Genomic DNA, 17134 nt, shown 5'->3' with positions numbered 1-17134 from the left:
TTTACTCGACTGCTACCTTTCGCTGCTACTCTGCGAGGTATGGTCGACGTGGCAAAATACCCTTTGTCTGACCCACCGGTCCGGTTCCGAAAACCTCTACTACAAGCGTTCGGTGCCGACCGAATTGCGCGCGCCTGGACGACCGAAACAAGTCTGGAAATCGCTGGGAACTCCTGACCGTAACAAGGCACAGCGGGCATACGCCGCCAAACACGCTGAGATAGAGCTTGTCTTTAAGGATTGGCGCGCCACGGACAATCGGCCGGTCACACGCGAGCGAGCAGAAGCCTCCTGCGCAACCAGCAGAACTCGCATCTGTACTCGTCGAAAAGTATATCGAAATAACGTCGCTCGAACGAGAATGGCCGCCAAAGACAGAGCTGCGCAAACGTTCTGAGCTGCGCGAATTTCTGGAAATTTGCGGCGACAAACCGATCAATGCCTACGGTCAAGGGGATGGCGTAAAATTCAAAGACATCGAGTCCACGCTTCCCCTCTATCGCCAGCAAGCGTCGTTCAAAGGGCTTTCGCTAATAGACGCTGCAAAGAAAGCGGCGGAACTTCGCAACAAGGGGCAGGATGTTGAGTTTCTGAGCCCACTTACAATCAACGATAAGATTATCCCGATTTTTGTTACTAGAAAAAGCCGGCATCGAGGTCAAGATGACCCACTCATAGACAGCGCTCGACCAATTCTAAGTCGCCTTCCGAAATACTTTCTCGATAATAGCTTTGCGAATGTAGCTACCGACGAGCACTTCAATTTCCTCACCTTCCTGACCACCCAGTAGCGCGCGAGCTAGCGGTTGATCGATGCAAATCAATCCGCGGGCGGGTGATGACTCACTACTTGTAATCGTGACCTCAATCGTGTTCGCCGAACCCGTTAGATATTTTACTCTGACGCGATCGCCTACTTTAATTCCCCTGTCGTATGTCACGGATCTTATCGATTTTGGTGCAGCCACATCATCTGACTTCGCATCGGTGTCGGCAGACTGTTCGACTCCCGTTTGCTCGGCCTCAGGTTCATGGGGCACATCGGATTCGCGTTTGAGTATTTCCAAGCGCCTCAAAATAGCCTGCCGCAGTCTTTCCTTCTCCGCCGCCGGGTCGTTAAACCAGTCGGTCGACCAGATGCGATGGAAGTGCCAGCCCAGCCCCTCTAATACTTGCTGCCGCAACCTATCGCGATCACGTGCCGACTTGGTCGAGTGGTAAGATGCGCCGTCGCATTCCACTGCCAATATATATCCGTGCGGCCAATCTTGATGTCGGACCCCTATATCAATGAAATACCCTGCTGCCCCGACTTGAGGTATCGGAATACAACCCATGGATCTGATCTGATCCATGATAAAAATTTCAAGATCCGAGTCAGGTTCCCGGTGCGTGGTGTGCCCGGCGTGAGTCATCCCGGTAGCTGAGTATTCGAGCCAGCACTTGAGCATGTAAGCACCAGGATTGCCCGTTTCCTGCGCCTGAATGTCCGAAGCCGTCATCGATGAGAACGTGACTATGCGGTGCTTTGCGCGCGAGAATAAAACGTTCAACCGTCGTCTTCCAGCGAGACCATTGATGGGGCCGAACCGCTGCATTACAGGGCCACCAACTTTTTCCGGCCCATAAACCGTTCCGATGAATATTACGTCGCGCTCGTCGCCCTGCACGTTTTCGAGGTTCTTAATAAAAAACTCCTCGAGCCCGTCATTTTTCTCCTTCCACATCTCTATGTATTTGGACGCTGCAGGCTCGCTTTTTAGCGCATGGTCCATTTCTTCCCGTAGCAATTCGCTTTGTTTTTGGTTTAACACAACGACTCCCAACGAGCGGTCGGGACTGTCCTTCATGAACTTGATGATTGCATCAATCATGGTCCGCGCTTCCTCCACATTCGTGCCAGAGGAGTAGCGGCCGGAAACCTGTTTGAGAGATACTGCACGACCTACCCGCGCTTCTTCCGCAGATGGGAAGACGATGAGATCGTTTCGGTAAATGTGATGGTTCGAGAATGCGATCAGCGCAGAGTTGCGAGACCTATAGTGCCACCGCAGGCGCCGAACTGGTCGGAACGCAGAATTCGCGATGTCAAGAATAGACTCTTCCAAAACGGCCTCGTCATAGTCCGCTTCATCGTCGTCGAGCAATTTCTTAAAGAACGTCGTAGGGCCTAATTGGTTTGTATCGCCGACGATCATTGCCTGATGCGCGCGCACCAATGCGCCGAGCGCGTCTTCGGGAGGCATTTGGGATGCCTCATCGATGATGACCAGATCGAAATCCAGTGTGCCTTTCGCAATGTACTGGGCGACCGCAAGCGGCGACATCATCCAACAGGGCTTGAGCTCCTGAAGGGCGCGACCTGCGCGGCGGGTAATGTCACGTACCGGAATAAAACGTTTTGTCTTGCTAACTTCATTCTCCAAAAGCGATGATTCAGTCCAGGTCGATTTTCGTCCGTAACCGTTACCTCGCGGAGGAGAGGCACTCGCAATTATTTTTGCCCTCAGTTGTCGTCGCGAAAGCTGAATGATCTCCTGATCAAGCTTGGCAATTCGGCTTCGGAGTGCATCTAATTTGCCCTGCGGAAACTTTGATAAAGTTGAGCGATGCCGAGTAAAGACCGCTCGAGCCAAATTTCGGATACATACCGCTTCTGCTAAGCGTGGTAGGTCACTTATTGCCGCTGGAATCAACGAAACGGCATCGATTATCCAATTGCCGCCCAGATCCCTAAGTTCTTTAGAAGCTCGGTAGCAGGTGGCATGCAAATGCAGCCCGCGGGAATCGGCGGCGGCCGCTTGCAACATCCTCACTAACTCTTCTCGAGTGCGGGATGAAGTGAACTTGCTTGTCTCTATACCCGTGCGTTCTGACAGCCTTGTCAAAAAGTCGTTGGCCGCAAAATCGAGCTGCAATGCTTTGGCGATGGCCGTGTCGGCATCGGAAAGTTTTCCGGCTTCTATGATGCACAGACCAATTTCGAAGTCTGTACCGAGATTTCGGATTTGGTCAGAAGCCTCGAGCAATCCCTCTAACTCAACGATTGAGATCTTAGAACCGAGCCCCCGCTGGCCGAGAAGGTCTAGAAGCTGATCGTTAGATTGCAGTTCTGCAAATTTTCTTTGATAGGCATCACAACGATTTGCGACCTTCAGCAACTCAGCTACGCGTATCGACTTTGGATTTTTAAGAACGCTCTCCAAGGACTCCAGCAGTGTAACCGCCCTATCAAGCTTTTCCAGTTTATCTTGTAGCTCCGAAACTGCAGCTTCGATCTCGGAAAAAGTGGCTTCCTCATAACCGTTCTGAAGTTGCGGAATTGATTGAAGCAGATCGATTTCAGCGTTCGCAAGAAATTGGCGGATGTCACGATGGGCAATACCTGAAAGTTGCGTCTCGATGTTACGGTAAAATGTCAGCAAACCGCTAAATGCGTGAAAATCTGTATCTATGCCCGCGAACTTATCGCCAAAAAGGTTGGATAGCTGAGCGTCGGTGGCAAATTCCCTTTCTTGCTTCTTCCATTGGGCGAGCCCCTCCAAAACCGTCCATGCGTCTGCTTTATTAAAATTTTTCCGCCCAGTAATTCTGTGATACGTCGCCTTCGCATTTCTATAGTCAGAGGAGAACACCGACATAGCGCCCGCGGACTTCAAGATCCTGGCGGTTGACTGAATTTCTTCCAACTGAATTTCTTCGGCCGATAGTCCTCCTAGCCGATCGCGGCGTTCCTTGAGGTTATTCGCCCTGCTCCGTGCTCGCTCCACAGCTAACGCCGCCGTCGGATCGGCTAAAGCCTGACGGCGACCGGTCAGCAAATTTGCGGACGTCGATTGAACAATATCAAAGGCCCTTTGAAGAGCCGATATTGGCCAATTCGTTGCGATAGGAACCTCGGCCACAAACGGCGCCAGGCGCCTCTTTAGTTCGAGCAACCCTGCACGCGATCGCGCGGCCTCGTCGCGCAGTTGAACAAACGATTTAGTGTCCAAGACCATTGAGGTTTGATCGCAACAGCATTGATGTAATTCACGGAGCTGATCTCCAATGCTGTCATTCTGAGGCTCCGAGATCATCTCGGAGAGTGCGTCGAATTCAACTTGGTGTGCTTTTTTCGCGTTCAAAAATGCGCGAACTTTTTCCCCGATTTGTTGATGACAAATTCGGTTCAGGATCGCTGGATCCAAGAATTGAGAGTCATTGACCAGCGACCGACACAGCCGCCCCAACGCCTCTAAACGGCGGTTGTCTATATCCGATGGCATCCCGTATTGAGTCAGAAGCGATCGTTGCTCAGCGGATGCGCTGTAGGCGTATGAAGCTAGCCTAGCAAGCTCGATAATTTCATCCGCAACAAAGCGATCCATCGTAGAGAGCTTTAGACCAATCCAGTGTTCGCCCGCGGCCGATGCTTCTATCATAGCGCTCCGCCAGTTGGCGGCCGCTTCTTTAAGTTGTCCGATGCGATCTCGGGTACAGGTGCTCACCTCTTGGACACGAAGATCTCTTAATCCGGCCCATTCACCATCGAACATCGCGTCATTCGTAACGCTCTTTCCAAAGATCTCGTAAACCGTGAACCCGGTCTTCTCAAACGGGCCAGAGAGGATTTCGATATACTCTTGTATTGCGGCTCGAACCTCGCGGAACGCCGCGATTTTCTTGTCGTAATCAGAAACCGCCGCTTCACGATTGATTTCCAATCTTGCGCGAACAGATTCTATCACTCGTTCACGCGTCGCTCGGTCAGCCTGCAGCGGAAGAATGAATTCGCCAAGGCCGATCGCCTCCAATCGTGCCTTCACCACATTCAAGGCCGCGGTCTTTTCGGCTACGAAAAGTACCTTTTTTCTCGCCTCCAGCGCGGCAGCGATCGCATTGACAATCGTCTGAGATTTTCCGGTTCCAGGCGGCCCTTCGACTGCTAAATTGATGCCGCTCATAACATCTGCGATCGCACTAAATTGCGATGAGTCCGCATCCATGACGAGGCACGGCACTTTCCGCTCAACTTCAATCGCGTCGTTGTCGTAGACTTCCGCAAACGGTGGAGCATCCGCCATAGGCGCGTGTCCGAGCAATCGATCAATGACCCGATGGCCATCAAATGCCCCTGTGGTAACGTCGAGGTCATTATACATGGCCATACGAGCCGATGGAAAAACGCCGAGAGCTATTTGGCGCCGAACACGCCAGTTCAGCGACTTAGCGGATACGTTCGATAAGTCCTCGAAATAAGTTTCGATCGAGCCACCCTGAAAGGTGGGAAGTTCAACACCGAAATCTAAACGCAGCTTTTCCGCCAAAACAGCGTTGTATTCGGCTTCCTCCCCCGAAGTTGCTATCGAGAATTCTAAACCGTCTCGCGTTTTTCTCTTCTCAATTTCAACAGGCAACAAGACCAGCGGCGCAAACGCGGATTGCGTACCTTCGTGTTCTGTCCACTCGAGAAATCCAAATGCGGCGTGAAGCACATTGATGCCTGTTTCTTGCAACCAAGTTCGGCACTTGGTTGTGAGGGCATTCATCTTGCGCTCAAGATCATCGGGCAAAAGCAGAGTCTGGATATCTGTATCGGAGTGCCTGCCATCCTCATTCTCTTCGTCGGGCTGCGGTAGATCGTAAGAGGGCGAGATCTGATTGTTTTTGGCGTGCTGAACTAAAGATATTTGCTCTATCGTTTGCCTCGGCTTCATTCCGAGCACCATTCTCAGTCGATCGCGTAGAGCTCGTTCTGCTTTTCTACTTAACTCGACCGCTTGCTCGCTCGACTGGTCGATTTGCTGTACTGCTTCGAGATACTGCTCCTCAGTCAGACGCGCATTTGACAACGCATTTTGGAATTCCCGGGTACGCTCGTCACGCGGCTCGTCGTCGAGGGCCGGAAGTCCAACCAGCCGCATCCGCTGCCCTGTAGTGAGCTGTGAAAGGAGGACATCTGGCAATTCATCGACTACGCGCACGTGTGAAGTCGAACGCGTTGAGAACTTCGTCGAGAGGAGTGGGTTTCTTCGGGTAAGATCGAGCAGCTTGGGCCGCAGACTATGAATGCGCGTCCTCACCAACTCAACAAGTGCTGAACGAGGATCTTCTGGCCGCATGGCTGCTGAACGAGGATCTTCTGGCCGCATGGCTCTTGCATCCGTTCAAAATGTGTTGGTTGAAAAATGCTCGCGCAACCGGCGAAGGCGCTTACATGACAACCCGACGACCGCTTGATCGCCAAATTTTAAGGGTTGAGAGAAAACTGATTCGGTCGGCTAGCGGGTTGCGCCACCAAGGTGGAATGAGTATTCCCGCTACCAATCCACAATTTTCGGCTTCTAACGAAGCGACTCATGTCGCAAAGATGCCTCTTGTGACGCTCGAGCATGCATTCGCGATGCAGGCTATGTGGAAGTTGAAGGCTACAGCCTCAAAATTTCCCGAGCGAGATCCGTCAATTCGGTCTGCCGTTTCATGATTGCTTCTGGTGTCCAGTCGCTATAGCGAACGCCGAGGTCGGGCCGATGGACCGACAGCCAAAGTCGCTTCGGACATTGCTCGAACGCTGCAATTTTCGACTTAGAGAGGCCGAAGCGATGCATGTGATCTGTCCCACTCATCCAATCGATCAACCCGCCCCTCAACAATTGCAAGTTGAAGACATAGCGGTCAATCCGAAACCGTCCTGAGCACTTCAGATATCGTCGCCTCATGAAGCCTTCCAGCAGGACTGAGTGCTCCAATAAACCAGCCCATCCAAAACAATCCTGGAATATATTTTTATTATACATGCGTAATAAAATATAATTCCGCATAATTATTATACTGAACCTCGCTTTGCTTTTTTGCGTCTCGCCAGATTTTACCCTTGTTCTCAATTTGGATTGGGCGCATATCCTCAATCATCAATTTGGGAGTATAATTTAATGACCAAAAACAGTAAGATAAATATTAGAATTCCCGCCGAGTGGGAACTTCAGCGTACAATTTTCATGGCGCCTGGGAACCCAAAGGCCGATAATGGAAAACCAAACGAAAACCTTGAATTCCAATACAAGAGAATCTGCAAAGAAATCAGCAGATTTGGCGCCATCACGCTTCTCGATTCGAAAAATAATCTTAAAGAATTTATCCATAATGATGGATATACGTATTTCCCCAACAAGCACTTTGATATCTGGGCACGTGACGCCGTCTTTATTCCCCTCATCTCATCAAAAGGCGTCAGCGCATTAGCGCCTCGCTATACGTTTTACGGCCGCCACCCGCTCGCGTCCACTGATCCTGAAGCCGCCGATGACGAGCGACTCGCCGAAGGAATGGCGAAAAAGCTCGAGCTGCCTGTGTCCATTCCCGCACCCGCCTTTGAGGGTGGTTCCATCGACAGCGACGGTGAAGGGACTTTGCTGACTACAGAAACATGCCTGCTCGATCCAAACCGAAATCCGCCGACGGCTGGTGAAAGCCCAGAGGTGCTTAAGGCCAGGATCGAAGCCGGACTGAAAGCCGCCACGGGGGCGCGGACTGTTATCTGGCTTTACGGCTCGTCCTCCAGTCACGACATTACCCGCGGACATGTGGACGCCATCGCGCGTTTTATCCGGCCCGGTGTTGTGGTGATCCAGAAGCCTGATGAGGCAAACGGACCCATTCGTGAAGACTATGAGAAAAATCTCACGGCTCTGCTGGACGCGACAGATGCAAGTGGGCGCAAGCTCCAGATCGAAATTATACACGGTCCTCAGCGCGCGCCAGAATGGCCTGATGAATTCTGTGACAGCTACGTCAACTTTCTATTCGTCAACGGCGGTCTCATCATGCCTGCCTTCGGCAACGACAATAAGAAGTGCGACGCTGCAGCGGCAAGCAAATTGCAATCCTTATTGCCGGAATACGAGGTCGTCTCTGTCAACGCCAATGCCATTTGCGAGCTTGGCGGAGGAATCCACTGCATCACGTCCAATTTTCCCCATGTTCCGGTCACGTATGATGAAATCCGGGCGATCACCTTTAACGCCTTCGCGCGAAAGATCCGAGAGAAGTACCTGACCGATGACAACACGAGCGTCGGACAACCTCTTGAAGACAAGGTGATCGCCCAATTTACCCGCAACGGACAGGAAGAACGGCCGTGGCTTCCCAAGGCAATTGATAACGACGAGGTACTAATAGCGGCCGTCCTTGCCATTGCCAGCAAGCAGCGCAAGTGGAGCGACGTCGACAGTAAGGGTTTAGTTGAAGCCATCGAAAGTGGTGGCGATGACGAAATCCTGCGCGTCTGCCTAAAAGACTGTATCCCGGGCGGTTTCCCGGAACAGGACGTCGCTGCGATGCTGACATGGCGGCGCGCATTGGAGGCATGCCCGCGCTTCGCCGAGACCGTGCTTGCTCCCATTGTTAGCGAATTTCTGAACTTGCCCGGGTTGGAAGATCACGAACGCGGCCTCTCCGATGTTGAAAAAACCGCGCTGATGGCGGCCCGTTTCGTCGATGCCAAAGACGGGTTGAACAAAAAAATCGCCAGTCACATGGGCTTTACTCTTGCGAGCGAATTTTTTCGCAATCTCGGCAGACCGGGATTCAAGCCAGATATCCACATCAAGGCGTTGCTTGGTTTATGGGCGCCTGAATACCTGAAAGCCATGAAACGAGCTACGCTTCTAGAAAGCCGCTACTTCAAAAGTAAAAACGCGGAGCGCCAACGCCTACTTGCATATTGCATCCTCGCTGACTGGTTCACGGCAAATGAGAAGGACAAAATGCGCGCCGACCAAATCATCTGGCTCTATGGCTCAGTCACCGCTTCTGATACGGTTTTTCGCATTTGCCCACCGGCACTGGATACAAAAGGGGGAGCTTAATGGAGCAAGATTGGATCCGCGATTACGATGGCAACGCGGCATCGGTTTCCTACTTCGGTTCGATTGAGGCGGCAAAGGTGGCCCTTGCGTCTCTTTCGAATTGTTCCAACACGACCAATTGTTTTAATTGCGATGGGTGCAAAGATTGCACTGAATGCTGGCATTGTGAGATGTGCAGCGACAGTGTGATGTGTCTATGTTCGGTAGCTCTTGAGGATTGCGCGCGCTGCATATGGACCCATCGCGCAGTCCATTCCAGCTACCTCGCGGGATGTCGTTACTGCGAACAGTGCCATCAGTGTATCGACTGCACGGACTGCATTCGATGTTCAGGCTGCGCTGATTGCTATAACTGCAAGCAGTGCCACAACCTTATGACTAAAAAGCAGATTGCTGACGAGATTGGCCCAATGTCTGAGATACCTTCGGTTTCGAATGAGGCTGTTGCTTCCTTGCTTTCGACAATCCCCGGGATGCTTGCGTGGTCGCCCTACGAAGAATTTGACGCCCCCTCGCCCGCTGCCATCGTTGCCCTTGCAGGCCGAGCCGGGACTGCATTGGAATCTGTGTTTGGTACAGATCTCGCGGCGATGATGATCGCGCGCCAGAGTGGCTGCGAACTCAACCCAATTCAAATGTATGAGTGTATTGTGACGAATTAAACACGTGGTGATCAATACGGCCGAGGATTTAACTTTCGTTCGCGGCTAGATATGTCTCAGCGACATGCCTGCGAAGAGATAAAAGTTTGATTCAAAATTTGAAAAGGAGGGAACCGCACGTACCGATTTTATTCCAACTCAGTCGAGAGCTCTGTCCTCGATCTTTCCAGCAAGCGCATTCCCGAAGCGCAGAATACCTATCTCGCAACTCCAAGAAGACACTCCTACGAGTGACGGAGCCAATGCTCCGCGCGCCGGGAATTCGGCCTGACGAGGCGCGGCGCCTACACGCGTGCGAACCAATTACTGCCTGTCTACTCCGTATAAGACGAAGTTCTCGGTGAGCCCCTTCCGCCGGAACAACTCATCTTGTCTCCTTGCGGACACCAGAAGGCTGTCTATTTGAGGTTCCGGATCGTCCCACATGGGGTGTGAGAAGAGCCGCTCTAGACAACGCGTAATTACCTTTATTTGTTGCTCCGACGCCGGCGGACGGTAGAGCATCTTCTCCCGCTCATCATTTGTCATGATGTGCAGTGCATAGTAGAGAATGCTCTTGAGGTACGGTGCCCAGGTAAGAACAGACCCCTTGTGCCAAATACGGCGAGCTTTGACCTGTGCATTGGTCAGAGTCTTTCCTTTCACATTGGGCACCCAGTCCTCGACCTTTGTTGCCTCCGCGAGAAGCTTAGCCACTTCGCCAAAATTGGCGGCTTCTGCTGTTCGGTGGTCAGCCTCAGCCGTAAATCGCGCTGTCGATGGCTCTAGAAACAAAGTTGATCTGAAGATCGTTTGGTTTAACAGGTCAACAGTAATTGGAAAATTAGCGTCCTTTGATGCCTTTGCGATGAACGGTGTCAGAGGTGATGCATCAAGCGCAGAACTCTTGATTGCACTGCGAAGCATCTCTTTCGCGTCTGCCGCACTGAGGTTCTTACTTTTCACAAGAAATTGCACGAAGTTCGCTTCCGTATGGTTCTCAGGCGCATACTTGCTAATGAACTCCTCCAAGTGCTCCTTATAAACCACCGACAGACGATCAAGCAGTGTTGATGTGTAGAATGGAATTTGCTTCAGCTTCGAGTGCGCCTCGAGGTTTGTGATCATGAGGTCATCGAAGAGCCTCCGCGCGTCGTCGGTTTTCGCGGGCGAGACATACACCTTAATGTCAACATGCTCATGGTTGTTGAGGACCTGTGCCGCAAGCTTGTGCTGCCCATCGAACAGCTTAAGTTTGCCTTCTACCAATCTCCCAATCGAAGGAGCGAGCTGAGGGTGTGCCCTAAGGTGGTCCCGAATCAAGATCAAGCGCTTGAAGTCAATGACTCTGGGCTGCAGACCTTCTTGGTCGTCATTCTCTAGCCAGCTTACGGGTAATCGACCATAGAAGTAGTCGACCTTCAACACTGTGTCACGATAGAGAACAAACTCGAGCTTTGTCGCACCGTCGTCGATGCTTATAGATGAGCCATTATCAGAAGCCGCGATGTTGCGCCTTTTGATTTCCTTTAGCTCGAGTATATCTTGTAGACGGATATTGTTTTTCTTGGCTTCGAATAGTCTTACCAGGCGGAGATTGTCTCTTACCTCGTACAGCGATTGATCAGATTTGCGGCGATTATGTTGCTTGAGAACAATCCGCATATTCGCGACGCTTGTTTCTCCATCCTTGGAGAATGGAAGAACGTGATCGTACTCGACTTCATCTTCGTCCTTTATGATCTCTCCAGAAATGAAACATCGAAGTGAACCATCAGCTTCGATTTGCTGTCGTCTCACCTCTTGCTTCTCTGTTTCAGTGAGTTGTCGGCGATCCAACATTTTTGCCTCCCCCGTGCGCCCACCTGCACCTGCGGAAATTAGGTTATCACTATCCTGACTCTCAATTAGAATATATAGGTTGAGGCCGGCAACCTATCCCTGACGAGCAATGCTCCGTCTTCTGCTTGCGGTACGACGAAAAGTGCACGTACTCGCCCAAGTCAGGAGCCCTAATGACGAGACCGCAGACGCGAAGTCGTCCCGCCGTCGGAGTTGTCTAGGCGCCCTCGGCGTTACGCCAAGCTCAGGGCAAGCACCTCATACCTGATCATGTTGCCAGCCTCAGCGTTAGCCGACCATGCATCAAGGAAGTTCAAGGTCGCTGCCGCCAGTTTCTTGAAGCTCGACGTTTGAGGGGTGTTGTTATCAAAAATTCTTTCGGCGGAATTTCAATTCTATTCAGCCGAAAGGCGCTTTAGGACACGCGAAATGCGCCAGCGCACCTTCGGGATCTGCTGACGTGTTCCATTCAAGTCTACTTTGAGACTTAGGAAAACGCTCGCTTTCCATCGCCAACACCGAGCGATGCGTCTGCGGATTTTATTGAATGTCTATGAGCGGTCGAGTCCGCATGGGCTCATGTGAAGCGTTCGACCTCCTAGCTGAATCGATCTCGGCTCGGCACCAAAGTTATTGCGGCGAAAGCGAACAGCAAGCTTCAATTCATAGCAGAAGATTTGTTCCCAAAGATCAATGGAAATCGCTGCCAAAAACTGCTACTGAGAAAAGCAGCAGCAGTCGAATATATAATTAAGAATCAACAGCTTATCCCCCGTCTCCTACGGGGCGCCAATCCTAATTCAGAACAATAGCTTAAATCCCGTCGGGACTGTCCCATCGCGAGAGTGGGACAATCGCCGTTCACGTATTGCCCCCCTCCGATAAGAGGGGCGACACTGTTCGCAAGCTTTTTCTGGTCCGCCGCGCGTGTATAAATCTCGGCTTCTTTGATCGACTTCCAACCGAACCAAGCCATCAGCTGATGCGAGCTCGCCCCCGCTTCAGCTAGCGAAGTCGCAGCAAGCTTTCGAAGCCCGTGGGCGGAACATCAATTCTCGGGACGATTTTCCGAACGCTTGCTGCAAAAGCGAAGCCCGTTGGGAATCGTCGCCTAAACCTGCCATCGCATCGGCCAAGACTCGGATCGCCTGCTCCTGAGTCGTAGTTGCTGCAAGGGCAGAGCGAAGCGCCGGCGCTTGATCCTTCAGAAAGTCATTGAACGCGCCAGTGTTGAGACGGACGCCCGACATTGCGACGTTAAATTTATCGAGCCCCTTTGCAAGATCTTCGGAACTCGCACCGGCCGCCTTGGCGGGGAAGGCCAGTTCTTGAAACTTATCAGTCGTGACACCAGCGGCTTGCGCTTGATCTTCCAAATCCGCAACGACGTGAACGGCCTCGATCCCTTTAGCCGCGAGCTCGAGGCCCAAATAGCCGGCCGCCACGCCTTTCAGTTGCCCGGCGAGACTATCGCCCCACTTCTTGAACTTCGATGCGTTCTTTTCAATCGTGCGTTCAATCTTCGCCGACGTCTGAGCAACGCCAGATTCGGCGCGGTGAAGCGCCGAAGCTAGCTGCGACGTGTCCGCTTGGATCTTGATCAGAAGGCGATTTAAGTCGTCGGCCATGAGATCAGTTCGCGATCTTGAGTAGCTTGATCGCGTTGAAATCCAAGACGCCGCCGCCTACACGCTTCGTCGTATAAAACGCAGTATACGGCTTGAAGCTGTAGAGATCGCGCAACAAGCGAATTCCCTGCGGAAGATCGTGGATAAGATAGCCCCGGTTAAAGTCACCGAATGCGATCGGGAACTTGTCGGCGCCGACCGCATCCCACTGCTCGTTGAAGATCACCGGCTTGCCCAGAAGCAACGGCGGCTGGCCTTCCACGATCGAGTCCGTCCAGAGCGGACGCCCCTGAATATCTTTCCAAAGGCGGACGATGCGCGCCGTACCGGATGTCATCATGAACGAAGCGTTGGCGCGATACTCAGCCTTGAAGCTGTAGAAAAGCGCGTGAAGGCAATCGCTCGGCGAAACGGTAGCCGAAGCGTCAACAAAGCCGTCAGACTTGCCAGATTTAACGAAGCCGATCTTTCCCCGCATGTATGATCAAGATTGATCATGACTTGCCGCTTTGCATCTAGCACATTAGCTACATATCCAAACAGGCTAGGCGCAGGTGGCGCTTCCGCGGTAATTCGGCAGCATACTGAAGGTCCAAAGAAATGCCGCACAATCGTTGTCGTCGTCAAAGCCGGCACCTGAAAGGAAATAGCTCGGACCAGATGCCGGCAATTCAAGGGGCTTTCAATGAAGCTCTGATCCTAGCACCAGCGGCCCAGCCAAGTTTTCTTGAGCTTAGGGCCCTCGTAGCCAACCCGAAATGCGCTAACATGCAATCGACGCGAATTCGGACTTTGATATAATTAGTTGTTCGAGTGCTTGAGGGAGGCGCTCTGACAATTGTAATACGACTGATCATTAGGGGGGCGTATGATTATTGAGGCGTCTCGATGTTATCAAAAAACACACTCCCATTTTTCCTGGTGATACCAATTTTCATCGTCACTAGCTTTGCTGCCTTCGCCGATGAATTGGAGCCCCCCCCCCAATATTGACTGTATCCGAACTTGTCACGTCTTTCTCCGCCCAATTTGAGCAGCCGTTGGAGTGGCATTCTTTCGAAGCAATAAGTACTGACAAGCTTAGTAATGCCGAAGTCTTTCCTCGGTTGATTTTTGCTGGACAGGCATCAATCGCTTCCAAGGAATTTCAAGACCCTCTGCCTTGGAACAAGGCGACAATCGCGGGATCTTCAATAAAGTCGTACGATATAATTTCGACGGCAGACTTTGTAGAGTTTTTTGGGGAGCACAAGAACTTTGCTGGTACCGGCGCAAGTTCAGGTACGAGCGGAAGAGCCAATTGACGCGCATGAGCGTAATTAATAGCGGGCGGGAAGCGCCAACAATTACGCGTACTATTTCGAAAGGCAGAAAGCGAAGTTCGATGTCTGATAAAGAACGGAAGCAGGTCTTGCGCGCATATTTGTTTTTGGTTTTCTTTGCAATTATTCATCCGGCATCCGCGCAGCAATTTAACATGGGCACTTTTAATACGGACCCAGCGCCAATTATGCCACCGTCGGCGTCGAATTCAACGAGGGGCACGGCATGTGAACTCCGCGGCCAGTATGTCGCCCGATTAGGCACGGCGGACCACTTTAACAGCTCTGGGAAGCGCCTAACCAACGCGGCTGCTGTTATCAGGCAAGACCGTGCAAATTTCTTTGTCTACGGACAAGCCGACCCGGAAGATCAAAGCGACGACTTCTTCCAGATGAAGCAGAACCGGGAAATTCTTGAGAACTTACTCAACTCCGCAAGCGCTACCCCCGGAACGCTTGCGGAAATTGTCAAGGGCACGCCGTTGGTCCTCGTCAGCGTGTGCGGAAGGAATGGAGCCGACGTCATCCAGGTTTCGATCATCAGCACCACACAGTGTCGACTAAAAGAGTCTTATTTGGCGCGCCTCGGACCAGCGGATCATTTCAACAGCGATGGCGAAAGGTTGAAGGACGCGGCCGCCGTAGTACGTCAGGATCGCGCGAACTATTACGCGTTCGGGAGACGCGACCCAGAAGACCAAGGCGATCTCTATTTTTCCTCGAAAGAAAATCGGCAAGCGCTCGAGAACCTCATCAACGCGGGCCAGTCGACGCCGGATGCGCTCAAACAAGTAGTGAATGGGACGCCCTTGATTCTCGTGAATATCTGCCAACTTGGTGCGAGAGATTTTGTGAATGTCACCATCCTCGGAAATTAAATCGAAATCCGGAATAAATTTCGCGACCGCGTGGTTGCTCGCGCATATTATCTACGGCTTGGCTCCAAACGCGTCGGCCGCCAGCGATGTGGGTGCCGCTCACTTGATGGACATTCTTGTCGGATCATATCCAGATTTCTTGCGCGGTCATACCGCGACCGAGATTTTGTGGAAAGACGGAACCCGGTGGTCCTTCGACGATGGTAAGGGGAACAAGACCTTCGCGGAACGGCTTGAAGCGCCTTCGCTGAAGGACATGTTCTACGATCGTTACGTTTCGGGGCACCTGACGTCGCTTCCTTCACTCAACTCAGATCCCGGTCGTGCCCGTCAAGACGCATTCTTCACGCGCATGTACGGCGATTGCCGCAAGGGCGATGTCAAAGGAAACCTGGTTTCCTTAGTCTGGCTCCCCCGAAAATGGGGAAAAAAGATCGAAGTGACCAGGATTAATGGTATGGCGGCCAAGCTCAAAGAAGTGTCCGCTGAATTGGATACGCTACCTGCCGAATTTGATAAATACCTTTTTCCTCTTGGTGGCACCTATAATTGCCGGACAATAGCTGGCACGACCCGCCGAAGCGCCCACGCGACAGCATCGGCAATCGACCTGAATCCGAAATACTCCAGTTATTGGCTTTGGAGCCCTGCGCGCAAACAACTGAACGACCCCAATGAAGTTCCCCAGGAGATCGTGGATATTTTTGAAAGGCATGGCTTTATTTGGGGCGGAAAATGGTTTCACTTTGATACGATGCATTTCGAATACCGGCCGGAAATTATTGCCGCGGGCAAACAATCACCTTGAATAATGCGTCTTTTTGGAAGCACTCGAAAGCGCGAGTAAAATTTCACGATAGTAGAGGACGGCAAGCTATATAAAAAAACAATCCCCGATTTAAACAGTGGAGCGCCGGATGAAAAGACTCATTTACGCTGGTGCCATCATCTTGATGGCGTTACTGGTCCCGGGAGCCAGCATGGCCGATGAAACGCCATCTTTCGAATCCAGCACAAGCACACAATCCCGGCCGCAGTCCATCTTTCCAAATTTCCGCCGACAGAGGTTGGCGTTCAATGTCTGCCGATCGGATGGTGATTGCCCTCAGGGCCTTTCCTGCAGCTATTGCAGATCTCAAGGCGGCAACATCTGTTGCCGGGGAGGGAGCTGGATCTATTGTTGTCCTGGCGGGTGAACCCGAAAAAAAATGGAAAGTTCGGCCCTTGATAGCGTTCGGTGGGACGAGGGGATCTTCTGGCGCGGGGCAACGCCGGACGTTACTCCGCCCACTCACAGCCACACTGGATGGACGGTGCTCACAGACGCTATCGCGAGCGTGGTCTTCGCTAGAGGGGAACGCCTCAGCGCGTGCCCGGCGGCCAAAAATCTGAGATGATCGAGAGATCAGACATGGTGATGTATTAGTTAAGACCAACTTGGTGCTGTTCTAATTTCAGTCTGACATACTGTGTTCCGATCAATGCCAGACGAAATATTCCGCGGATGCATTTATTGGCGAATATCAGAACCTGTTAAGCACCATTGATTTGTCCATTCCGGAAAAACACGTCTCGCCGATGATCATCCTCAAGCGCCTGCTTTGGCTATTCTGCTGTTCGTGGCCGCTCGCCTATGCATCGGCGATGTATAACGGCGCACCGCTCGATACTATTCCCAAAACCAGTCCTGAAACGTTTTACAAAGCGCTCGCCATCGTGAAGATACGCAAAATTGGCGACAAAATAGGGGAACCCCTATTTGGGTGCATGGGCGCCATAATAGCCTCACGCTTCGTGCTGACAGACGGGCATTGTCTAGACAAGGCTCGTAGCGTTGAGGTGCACCTTTACAACGGAACAAATACCCGGCGCGGTGATCATGACTATCACGACGTCGGTGCAATCCTAATCTCTCCAGCTCCTGAATGGTCGGAGCCCCCCATCAATCGCGCTTGAGCCAGCGCGTTTCTGCTG

10 protein-coding genes and 1 pseudogene are annotated in these 17134 nt (G+C 52.0%); 6 read left to right on the top strand and 5 right to left on the bottom strand.

Going from position 1 to position 17134, the window contains the following annotated elements; translation table 11 throughout:
* Window positions 1-227 precede the first annotated feature (227 nt).
* Window positions 228-791, top strand: coding sequence for a hypothetical protein (locus HYPGJ_RS19055; protein ID WP_143440492.1), 564 nt, complete (start codon window positions 228-230; stop codon window positions 789-791).
* Here the strand turns inward: HYPGJ_RS19055 and HYPGJ_RS04315 are convergent.
* Window positions 696-6134 (bottom strand): DUF4011 domain-containing protein, encoded by a 5439-nt coding sequence (locus tag HYPGJ_RS04315; RefSeq protein WP_083984030.1) that lies wholly within the window; start codon window positions 6132-6134, stop codon window positions 696-698. The two genes, HYPGJ_RS19055 and HYPGJ_RS04315, sit on opposite strands and share 96 nt — an antisense overlap.
* Window positions 6135-6914: 780 nt before the next feature.
* Between HYPGJ_RS04315 and HYPGJ_RS18380 the strand changes: the two genes are divergently transcribed.
* Both HYPGJ_RS18380 and HYPGJ_RS04300 read left to right on the top strand, forming a co-directional pair.
* Window positions 6915-8849: an agmatine deiminase family protein gene (locus HYPGJ_RS18380; protein ID WP_083984028.1), complete on the top strand. Its 1935-nt coding sequence runs from the start codon at window positions 6915-6917 to the stop codon at window positions 8847-8849.
* Window positions 8850-9259: 410 nt separating this feature from the next.
* Complete coding sequence (locus tag HYPGJ_RS04300) at window positions 9260-9511, top strand: hypothetical protein (RefSeq protein ID WP_143440490.1); 252 nt, start codon at window positions 9260-9262, stop codon at window positions 9509-9511.
* 303 nt (window positions 9512-9814) lie between these two features.
* On the opposite strand, the gene HYPGJ_RS04295 is transcribed toward HYPGJ_RS04300, so the two are convergent.
* The 4 genes and pseudogenes from HYPGJ_RS04295 to HYPGJ_RS04285 form a co-directional block, all read right to left on the bottom strand.
* Window positions 9815-11332, bottom strand: coding sequence for an HNH endonuclease domain-containing protein (locus HYPGJ_RS04295; RefSeq protein WP_046846055.1), 1518 nt, complete (start codon window positions 11330-11332; stop codon window positions 9815-9817).
* Between the two features lie 757 nt (window positions 11333-12089).
* Window positions 12090-12317 (bottom strand): annotated as a pseudogene (locus HYPGJ_RS18700) (hypothetical protein); the annotation flags it as partial.
* 16 nt (window positions 12318-12333) lie between these two features.
* Window positions 12334-12960, bottom strand: a complete 627-nt coding sequence (locus tag HYPGJ_RS04290) for a hypothetical protein (RefSeq protein ID WP_046846054.1) — start codon at window positions 12958-12960, stop codon at window positions 12334-12336.
* 4 nt (window positions 12961-12964) lie between these two features.
* Window positions 12965-13438 carry a phage major capsid protein gene (locus tag HYPGJ_RS04285; RefSeq protein WP_052750796.1) on the bottom strand — a complete coding sequence of 158 codons (474 nt, stop codon included), beginning with the start codon at window positions 13436-13438 and terminating at the stop codon, window positions 12965-12967.
* A gap of 906 nt (window positions 13439-14344) precedes the next feature.
* On the opposite strand from HYPGJ_RS04285, the gene HYPGJ_RS18695 reads away from it, so the two are divergent.
* From HYPGJ_RS18695 to HYPGJ_RS04265, 3 genes are all read left to right on the top strand, one after another.
* Window positions 14345-15160 (top strand): hypothetical protein, encoded by an 816-nt coding sequence (locus tag HYPGJ_RS18695; protein WP_052750795.1) that lies wholly within the window; start codon window positions 14345-14347, stop codon window positions 15158-15160.
* The gene (locus HYPGJ_RS19440; RefSeq protein WP_083984027.1) at window positions 15138-15968 is read left to right on the top strand and encodes a M15 family metallopeptidase; all 831 of its coding nucleotides are present in this window, start codon (window positions 15138-15140) and stop codon (window positions 15966-15968) included. The genes HYPGJ_RS18695 and HYPGJ_RS19440 overlap by 23 nt, the downstream gene beginning before the upstream one ends.
* Window positions 15969-16708: 740 nt before the next feature.
* Window positions 16709-17116, top strand: a complete 408-nt coding sequence (locus HYPGJ_RS04265) for a trypsin-like serine protease (RefSeq protein ID WP_210166502.1) — start codon at window positions 16709-16711, stop codon at window positions 17114-17116.
* Window positions 17117-17134: the final 18 nt, after the last annotated feature.

This window comes from Hyphomicrobium sp. GJ21 (assembly GCF_001006785.1).
Taxonomy (GTDB): domain Bacteria; phylum Pseudomonadota; class Alphaproteobacteria; order Rhizobiales; family Hyphomicrobiaceae; genus Hyphomicrobium_B.
Note: the sequence above shows the minus strand (reverse complement) of the source record. Positions and strands in the feature narration are given on the sequence as shown.

Coding starts and splice junctions, on each gene's coding strand:
- HYPGJ_RS04315 (WP_083984030.1), bottom strand. CDS start 6,134: ATGCGGCCAGAAGATCCTCGTTCAGCAGCCATGCGGCCAGAAGATCCT.
- HYPGJ_RS18380 (WP_083984028.1), top strand. CDS start 6,915: ATGACCAAAAACAGTAAGATAAATATTAGAATTCCCGCCGAGTGGGAA.
- HYPGJ_RS04290 (WP_046846054.1), bottom strand. CDS start 12,960: ATGGCCGACGACTTAAATCGCCTTCTGATCAAGATCCAAGCGGACACG.
- HYPGJ_RS04300 (WP_143440490.1), top strand. CDS start 9,260: ATGTCTGAGATACCTTCGGTTTCGAATGAGGCTGTTGCTTCCTTGCTT.
- HYPGJ_RS04295 (WP_046846055.1), bottom strand. CDS start 11,332: ATGTTGGATCGCCGACAACTCACTGAAACAGAGAAGCAAGAGGTGAGA.
- HYPGJ_RS19440 (WP_083984027.1), top strand. CDS start 15,138: ATGTCACCATCCTCGGAAATTAAATCGAAATCCGGAATAAATTTCGCG.
- HYPGJ_RS18695 (WP_052750795.1), top strand. CDS start 14,345: ATGTCTGATAAAGAACGGAAGCAGGTCTTGCGCGCATATTTGTTTTTG.
- HYPGJ_RS04285 (WP_052750796.1), bottom strand. CDS start 13,438: ATGCGGGGAAAGATCGGCTTCGTTAAATCTGGCAAGTCTGACGGCTTT.